General features: G+C 34.9%; 7 protein-coding genes and 1 pseudogene. 2 read left to right on the forward strand and 6 right to left on the reverse strand.

Features of this window, described 5'->3' with window-relative positions; genetic code table 11:
• Window positions 1-41: 41 nt before the first annotated feature.
• The 3 genes from Q0992_RS15475 to Q0992_RS15485 form a co-directional block, all read right to left on the reverse strand.
• Window positions 42-905 (reverse strand): RNA polymerase sigma factor RpoD/SigA, encoded by an 864-nt coding sequence (locus tag Q0992_RS15475; protein ID WP_299526511.1) that lies wholly within the window; start codon window positions 903-905, stop codon window positions 42-44.
• A gap of 111 nt (window positions 906-1,016) precedes the next feature.
• Entirely contained in the window at window positions 1,017-3,662 is a 2,646-nt protein-coding gene (locus tag Q0992_RS15480) for an AsmA-like C-terminal region-containing protein (protein WP_299526514.1), read from the reverse strand.
• 98 nt (window positions 3,663-3,760) lie between these two features.
• Complete coding sequence (locus Q0992_RS15485; RefSeq protein WP_299526517.1) at window positions 3,761-4,465, reverse strand: queuosine precursor transporter; 705 nt, start codon at window positions 4,463-4,465, stop codon at window positions 3,761-3,763.
• Between the two features lie 71 nt (window positions 4,466-4,536).
• Between Q0992_RS15485 and folK the strand changes: the two genes are divergently transcribed.
• Window positions 4,537-5,667, forward strand: coding sequence for a 2-amino-4-hydroxy-6-hydroxymethyldihydropteridine diphosphokinase (gene folK, locus Q0992_RS15490; protein ID WP_299526520.1), 1,131 nt, complete (start codon window positions 4,537-4,539; stop codon window positions 5,665-5,667).
• Window positions 5,668-5,773: 106 nt separating this feature from the next.
• Here folK and Q0992_RS15495 read toward each other — a convergent pair whose 3' ends face one another.
• The 3 genes from Q0992_RS15495 to Q0992_RS15505 form a co-directional block, all read right to left on the reverse strand.
• Complete coding sequence (locus tag Q0992_RS15495; protein ID WP_299526522.1) at window positions 5,774-6,427, reverse strand: methyltransferase domain-containing protein; 654 nt, start codon at window positions 6,425-6,427, stop codon at window positions 5,774-5,776.
• A gap of 12 nt (window positions 6,428-6,439) precedes the next feature.
• Window positions 6,440-6,886: a hypothetical protein gene (locus tag Q0992_RS15500; RefSeq protein WP_299526525.1), complete on the reverse strand. Its 447-nt coding sequence runs from the start codon at window positions 6,884-6,886 to the stop codon at window positions 6,440-6,442.
• Between the two features lie 231 nt (window positions 6,887-7,117).
• On the reverse strand, window positions 7,118-7,657 hold the full coding sequence (locus tag Q0992_RS15505; RefSeq protein WP_299526528.1) for an RNA methyltransferase: 540 nt from the start codon (window positions 7,655-7,657) through the stop codon (window positions 7,118-7,120).
• A gap of 194 nt (window positions 7,658-7,851) precedes the next feature.
• Here Q0992_RS15505 and Q0992_RS15510 point away from each other — a divergent pair.
• Window positions 7,852-8,649, forward strand: a pseudogene (locus Q0992_RS15510) (DNA mismatch repair protein MutS); the annotation flags it as partial.

Genomic DNA, 8,649 nt, shown 5'->3' on the forward strand with positions numbered 1-8,649 from the left:
AAAAATAAAAATCACACGATAATCGAGATTTAAAGTTTTATCTACCCCAAATAAGTCTTTAATATTTTGCTTTTACTGGCATGGCGCAGTCGTCTTATACCTTTTTCCCTTATCTGTCTTACGCGTTCACGAGTTAAATCGTACATACTGCCAATTTCTTCAAGCGTCATAGGTGGCTGGTTTCCGATACCAAAGTTTAAACGAATAACATCACTTTCCTTTTGTGTCAGGGTATCTAAAGCACGTTCTATTTCAGTATTTAAAGATGCCTTCATCAAATCCTTATCTGGTCTTGGCGACTCACTTTCGCTAACCACATCATAGAGGCTAAATGTCTCACCATCTTTTAGTGGAGCATCCATTGACAAATGGCGACCAGAATTTTTAAGCGACTGCTTTACCTCTTTAGTGCTAATATCCAGTTCTCTCGCAATTTCCTCAGCATTGGGCGGGCGTTGATGAATCTGTTCTAGATGCGAATAGGTTTTGTTAATCTTATTAATAGTGCCGATTTTATTTAAAGGCAGTCTTACAATTCTAGATTGTTCGGCCAATGCTTGCAAGATGGCTTGTCTTATCCACCATACAGCATAAGAGATAAATTTAAACCCTCTAGTTTCGTCAAAACGTTTAGCTGCCTTTACCAAACCTGCGTTACCTTCATTAATTAAATCAGGAAGTTTTAGCCCTTGATTTTGATATTGTTTTGCAACGGAAACAACGAATCTTAAGTTTGCGGTTGTTAACTTGTCTAAAGCGTCTTGGTCACCTTGTTTAATGCGTTGTGCCAATTCCACTTCTTCATCTGCGGTTATCAGTGGAATTTTACTAATGTCTTGTAGGTATTTGTCTAGGGATTTGTCTTCTCTGTTAGTTACCTGCTTGGTAATCTTAAGCTGCCTCATGTAGAATTTTTAAATTATGGACATACATTATAACTTAATTATTAAGAAAAGCAAGTTAAAGTGAACAATAATTAAAAAAAATAGCAAAAATGAGGAAGTTTTGTGGAAAAATTAGTTGTTTTTGGTCGAATCTTGGGCCTTTTTCTCTTTTTTCTTCTTTTTTCCTCCAAGAATCCCTCCCAAAACAGAATTTACACCTTCTTTAATAGTATCCTTCGGATCTTTATTGTTTGAAATTGAATCTGTTTCAGTAGCTTTTGAGTTCCCGCCTAACACTCCTCCTAATAGATCATTGATTTTGTCTTTACCTTCACCTAGTAATTTTTGCTTTTGAATCTCTACCAATTGCTTTGTCAAATCCGAAACACCACTCGTCAAATCTGTAGAAATATTAGGACTCGAAAAACTTCCATTGATATTTGCGGTAACTGGTATAGAAATAGTATTCACATCGTTGTCGTTTATCTGACCAATAAGACGATTTACTTCTCCACCTAGGTATTTTGCTGGTACCTGAAGAACGACATCATATTGCATGTTATTAGTAAACGTATGCATACCAGAAACTTCAATAGGAATATCTTTATAATTTATAGTGAATGGATTTAGAGATACCTGACCATTTTCAAAACTCAACTTGGTCTTGATATCGTTTTGCAATTCGTTAAAATCAATAAAGTTTAATTGACTATCGAGTCCAGAAAGTAATGGGCTTTTAGATACATCAATATTAGACGTTAATACTTCGGCAAGTGCATTGCCAGAAATGGTCGATAAATCAGGTGAGAAATTTTCGTCCAATAGTCCATTTACGTCGATAGTTGAGTTTAATTTTCCTTGCACTACTTTAGCTATTGGAGCCAAAGCCTTTAACATCTCTAAATCTTTAAATGATTGTGAAATGTCAAATGCTTCCATAGCCAATTGCATATCGAACTTAGGTTTGGCCTCTTTGGTATTTACATTTCCAGAAATACCAAGCTTACCATTAAAGATATCTGTGGTCATATTTACCAGGTTGGCATTTTGATCTTTGATTAGCAATTGACCTTTAACATTTTTCAAATTAAGGTTATCATAAATGACCGTTTTGGCATTAGCAGTAATTGAGCAATCCAAAAAGTCAGGAATTTTCAGGGACTCTTCATCAGAAGTAGTCTTGTTCGAGGTTTCAGTAGCAGATTCATCTTCAACCATAAAATCTGAAATGGCAAACGTATTAGAATTAACATTAAAACTGCCTTGTAATTTTTTGTCGCTCAACAAAAAACCTAGTAAATTGTTAATAGTTCCAGTAGCTGAAAAGTCACTTTGTCCGGTTTGAGCGTCAAAACTATTTAGACTCACCTCTCCAGGTTTAAACGTCATATCCGCGTTATTAATTTGAATAGGATTAACAATATCCTCGGATGAAAATATAAAATCGGAAATTGAAACGCTACCATTGTTTTTTATACGTTGATACGTGTTGGTTTCAATAGCATCCATATCAAAAGAGGTGTTGAGTTTGCCTTTTAGTATACCGCTTAATTGATTTTCCAGTTCAATAGGATAAGCTTTAGTAATGTTCGCTAGGTTTAGGACACCATCAAGATTAGCATTGACTAGCATGTTTCCTGTAAGGTTTTTGACATGTGCTTCGGACTTGAATACATCTTCATCGATTTTAAAATCAAGTCGGTTTAAATCCATATAGGTATCATCAGCATTACCAGTCGTATTTTTTATGGATGCATCGATAATGATATTCTCAACACGCTTCGGCAGATCAGGATATTTAAAAGAGGCGTTATCCGAACGCATATTGATATCCAAGGTCGGAATCGTTTCCTCAGAAACCAATCCCTTTATAATGCCATTGACCGTAAAGTTGCCTGTGGTGCTTACATTTTCGATATTCTTGGCATATGCCTTTGGGATAACAGCCAGGAAATCTTTAAAAGAAGATTCAGGATTTTTAAAACTGATATCCAATTGCTGTCCTTCTTCGACCATTTGTATAAAGCCTTCAAACTCTAATGGTAATGCGTTGATATAGCCCGTATTTTCCTTAAAGGTATATTTGTTTTGCTCCAGGTCCATGCCTAACAGCGCCTTTAATTTTACGATGTTATTGCTCAAATATTCCGTACTGTCAATAGACATACTTATTCTGGCTTCTGTATTAGTATCTAATTCAGATTGCTCACCAGAAAAAATGCCTTTACCGCTATGATTAATTTCTGTGGCGTATAAACTGGTATTGGATGCTTCATCTATATACGTAAACGCACTATTGTTAAGTTCATAATTCTTAATATCAAAACTAAAACCAGAAGACGTACTGTACAGTTTTTCAGGGGTTTCCGCTTCGTTGCTTTTAACGATATCGTAATTGGCAGTTCCGTTTTTGTTGGTTTTTACAGTAAGAAGCAATTGGTCAGCTATAATTTCATTTACCGTTAAGGGTTCTTCAGAACTTTTAAAAAGCTCACCAATAGGCATTTCGAAAGACAATGACTTGGCAGTGGCCAGAGTCTCGCCCTTAAAAGGAGCTCGGTTGGTGATTTGAAGGTTTTCTACACTAACTTCCGCTCTAGGAAAACTACTGATGAGGCTAAGACTAATATCGTTAAAACTTAAATCTGCATCAAGGTTTTTATCGGCATAATTCTGAACTATGGCATCTATTTTAGACTCTAAAATGAAAGGAATTGTAATAAGGATAGCGATAAAAAGGAGTAAAAGGATTCCTATGATTTTGAAAACTTTCTTCATAACGAATGATAATGGCTTATAAGATATTATACGCAAAGTTGATAAGAATAGTTGTGCGCAAGGTAAACTTTAGGAAGATTTTAATGATTTAATAACAATCAAGTCAAATCAATTTCTTCATTTATTTTTAGCTTAAAACGACGCCTGAAGAAATACACACCCAGATATAGGAATGGTGTGTCGAAAGCAGCTACTAGGACTTTAAAAAGGAATCCACTAATTAATAGACCTTTAAAACTAGACCATGGCAAAACCTCAAAATAACATAGTAAGCTAATAATAGAGAATGTATCGACAAATTGAGAAAACCACGTTGAGAAGTTATTTCGTAACCATAGATGCCTACCTTTCGTTAGGCGTTTCCAGAAGTGATAAATTTGAATATCCACAAATTGTGCAAATAAATAAGCCAACATGCTAGACCCTACAGCAATTATGGTTTTGCTAAATACAAATTTAAAGGTCTCGTCGTCTAATGGAGAATTGCTTAAAGCTGGTACGGAATCGGCAACTATGATAATACCTACTGAAAACAATGATGCAAAAATACCAGCCACAACGACATCATTAGCGCGCTTTTTACCGTAGATTTCACTAATTAAGTCCGTTATTAAAAACGTAATAGGATAAGGCAAAATACCAACGGAAATTTCGAAAAGCTTGCTCCCAAAAATTTCCACATCGACAGGGTACCAATAAAAAAACTTTTGAAAGATTAAGTTAGAAACTACTAACGAGGTTATAAAAAGCGCACCCAATAAAAGATAGATGCGTAGCGCTAAAAGCTTGTCTTTAGATGACATTGAAAACCGTTGATAAATTGTTGTGGTAAAGATAATCTATTAAAAATTGTTTTGTTTAATTTGCTATTTCCATGGCATCAACTAAAACCGTTTACATAGCATTAGGAAGCAATAAAGGCAACAAATTGCAGTATTTGCAATTGGCCATTAATACCATTTTTGAGAGGGTAGGCATCATTCATAAAATTTCTAAAGTGTATAAAACACCTGCTTTGGGTTTTGAGGGCGATGATTTTTTTAATGCTTGCATTAAGATCGATACCGATTTAAAACCAAGGAAACTACTCAAAACATTAAATGCTATTGAGCTTGATTTAGGAAGAAAAGTTCAAAAAAAAGCTGCTACATACGAATCTAGAGAGATAGATTTGGATATTTTATTTTATGATGATGAGGTCATAGAAGAAAAGAATTTAGTTATTCCGCATCCTGAATTGCACAAACGAAAATTTGTATTGCAACCACTTCTAGATATTGCGAAAGATTTAAAACATTCTAAATTAAACAAGTTGATTTCCGAATTATTGCTAGAATGTGAAGATAACTCTCAAATTGAACCTATAAAAATCTGGTTAAAGAACCCAAAGAAGACTTATAATTTCAATAAGTTTAATTTTATAGCCATCGAAGGTAATATAGGAGCAGGCAAGACCAGTTTAGCGACTAAAATAGCTCAAGATTTTAATGCTAAATTAATCTTAGAGCGCTTTGCGGATAACCCGTTTTTACCCAAATTTTATAAAGAACCAGAGCGTTATGCATTCACTTTAGAAATGTCTTTTCTAGCAGACCGTTACCAGCAGATTAGTGATGATTTGTCGCAGTTGGATTTGTTTAAGGATTTTATGGTCAGCGATTATGATGTACATAAATCTTTGGTATTTTCTAAGGTGACTTTACCAGAAGATGAGTTTAGATTATACCGTAGATTATTTTACCAGGTTTATAAAGACATAGCGCGACCAGATTTGTATGTGTATCTCTATCAAAATACAGAACGCCTTCAAGAGAATATTAAAAGTCGAGGCCGAAAATATGAAGCAGAGATACAAGATGAGTACTTGGAAAAAATCAATGCTGGTTATTTAGAGTTCTTAAAATCCCAAACTGAGCTTAATGTAAAGATTATTGATATTTCAGAACGTGATTTTGTAAAAAAGCGTGAAGATTATTTGTGGATTTTGAATGAAATAATTTCATGATATTTTCTGTAATTCCCATAGAGCGAAGAATGCGATGTGCTGAGCCAGTCGAAGTGATCAATTAGTAATCCCACAGAACTATTTCGAGTAAAATGATAGGAGCAATTTATGTTGTATATAGAAAAGTCAAAATACGTCCTTTCTTGTTATCTAAAACAATATCATTCAAAACCCTTTCTTCTTTAACTTTTAAATTAAAAGGAGCTTTCAATACATCTACACCGCTGCTATATTTTAATCGAATCCCTTGTCCTGAAATGATATCTTTATTAGGGATGAATTCGCCATTTGGAATATGTTCGGTAAGGATAATGTATTTATATTTTGATAACTTTTTTACAATTTGGAATACTTCGGCATTTGATAGATGCTGAAGGACTTGACGTAAGATAATACAATCTGCATTTGGTAGTTCGTCTTTTGAAATGTCTAAACAATATAACTTTAAATGATTTGCTATAAATTGATTTTTATTTCTCTCAATAAGAGACGCAACGATATCAATCGCAATGTATGTTTTAGTGAATTGAAATAGTTGCTTACCAATATTAAAATCACCACAACCCAAGTCACAAACCGTTAAATTATTTTCGTGAGATTTGAAAAAATCTAGAACAGCCTCAACGTAAGGCTTAACAAAAGTCTCACTGTGTGAGCCATCGCCAGAATAGAAATCAAATTCTGTACCGCCCCAAAGGTGTTGGTCGTAAATCTGTTCCATAACCGCTTTGGTTGGCCAAGGTAATTTATGTTTTGCCATTCAATACAAGATTTAATTACGGTCTTTTAAGCGCTCATACAATCGTAAAATTCTGTAAGCAGTCATGAGTGCTATGGGCATTATCACTAAGAGGTATATAATATTCCAATGTAAAATTGAAGCCTTAGGACTGCCTAAAAACCCAGTTGCATCAGAACTAAAATTAAAGCTTGCATTACCTGCCAGAATATAGGCAATACCAAACCACATAATAGATAAAACAATTATGAAATACATTAAACTTCGTAGTAACTTTCCAAATATTGAATTGCTCGCTTTAAAACCATTATTTAAAGCATAAGTCGCGGTTTGAAGTGCTATAAAACCAAACCATATCATGAGGTTTCCCGCAGGAATTCCAAATACATTTTTTGTCAATATAGAAGACCCTATTGAAAATAAAATGATAACAACACCTAGTATTGCTAAGGAAATTGAAAGTGATTTTCTGTTTGTCATTCTAAATAATCTATTCTGCTTTTGAATTTAGCATTGATTTTTAATTTATACACCATTTCATTTTGTCATTCCGAAATGAGTCTCAATAGTTAGCGAGACGATTGAGGAATCTCATAGAATGATTTCAATTATAATTGTTATGAGATTCCTGCTTTTACAGGAATGACAACTCTCATTAAAGTCTTCCCTTGCGCCTCCGCTAAAGCTATGGTGGCATACGGATGGGAAAATTTAGATAGGCTTTTTTAACTTTGAAAATACATCCCAAATCACCACGCCAGCACTTACAGAGATATTTAGGGAGTGCTTGGTGCCATATTGGGGGATTTCAATAACCATATCACTGGTATTGACCACCTCTTGCGATACGCCTTTAACTTCATTGCCAAACACGAAAGCGTATTGAGTGTCGGATTGAGGTAGAAAGTCATTCAGCATTGTTGCATTCTCAGCTTGTTCAATGGCACAAACTTTTACTCCGTTGGCCTTTAACTTTTCAATCAATACAAGTGTGCTTTCTGCATATTCCCAATCCACGGTTTCGGTACTTCCTAAAGCTGTTTTTCTAATGTCGTTATGAGGTGGTTGGGCCGTTATGCCGCAGAGATAAACTTTATCAATTAAAAAGGCATCGCTCGTTCTAAACACCGAGCCAATATTATTAAGGCTGCGAATATTATCTAATACAATAATGATTGGAGACTTCTTAGCATCCTTAAATTCAGAAACGTTGAGGCGGTCTAATTCGCTGTTTTTTAGTTTTCTGCTCATATTAATTCGGGCGCTGAGGTTCTCGAAGCGCTTTTCTCTATTCTTTAGGTGGCTTCGAGGGTCTCAGCCACCATTCAACTTTATCAACACCTGTCAATAACTTATAACTTTTTGGTTTCTAAAAACTTCAAATTATAAGTAAATTAGCGAACTTGCATAATACTCAAGCCTAAAACAAAAATAAACAAAATCTCTTGGCGAAATCCGTAAAAAAAGAAACACCGTTAATGAAGCAATACAATGCCATCAAGGCAAAGTATCCAGATGCTTTGTTGTTGTTTCGAGTGGGTGATTTTTACGAAACATTTGGCAGCGATGCGATAAAAGCATCCAAGATTTTAGATATTATTTTAACCAAGCGTGGAGCCGGAAGCGAGAGTGAAACGGAACTAGCTGGTTTTCCACACCATTCCTTAAATACGTATTTGCCTAAATTGGTTAGGGCAGGTGAGCGTGTTGCGATTTGCGACCAATTAGAAGACCCAAAACAAACCAAAAAGATTGTGAAACGTGGGGTTACCGAACTGGTAACACCTGGTGTGGCATTAAATGATGATATTCTGCATTCCAAATCCAATAACTTTTTAGCGGCCGTTCATTTTGATAAAAAGTACACAGGAGTTTCGTTTTTAGATATTTCTACGGGTGAATTCTTGACCTCTCAAGGTGATACAGAATACATAGATAAACTACTGCAGAATTTTAATCCAAGCGAGGTTCTCATTTCAAAACAATGCCGAAAAGAGTTTAACGAGACCTTCGGTAATGACTTTCATACCTTTTATTTGGAGGATTGGGTATTTCAGGTCGATTATGCACATGAATCGTTAACTAAACATTTCAATACCAAAACGCTTAAAGGCTTTGGTATCGAGGATTTGTATGAAGGTATTATTGCTTCGGGTGTGGTGTTACATTATTTAAGTGAAACACGCCATAACCGATTAGAGCATATTACCAACATCTCTAGAATTGCGACCGATGATTATGTT

Origin of the sequence: Winogradskyella sp. (assembly GCF_028289625.1) — a bacterium.
Lineage (GTDB): Bacteria > Bacteroidota > Bacteroidia > Flavobacteriales > Flavobacteriaceae > Winogradskyella.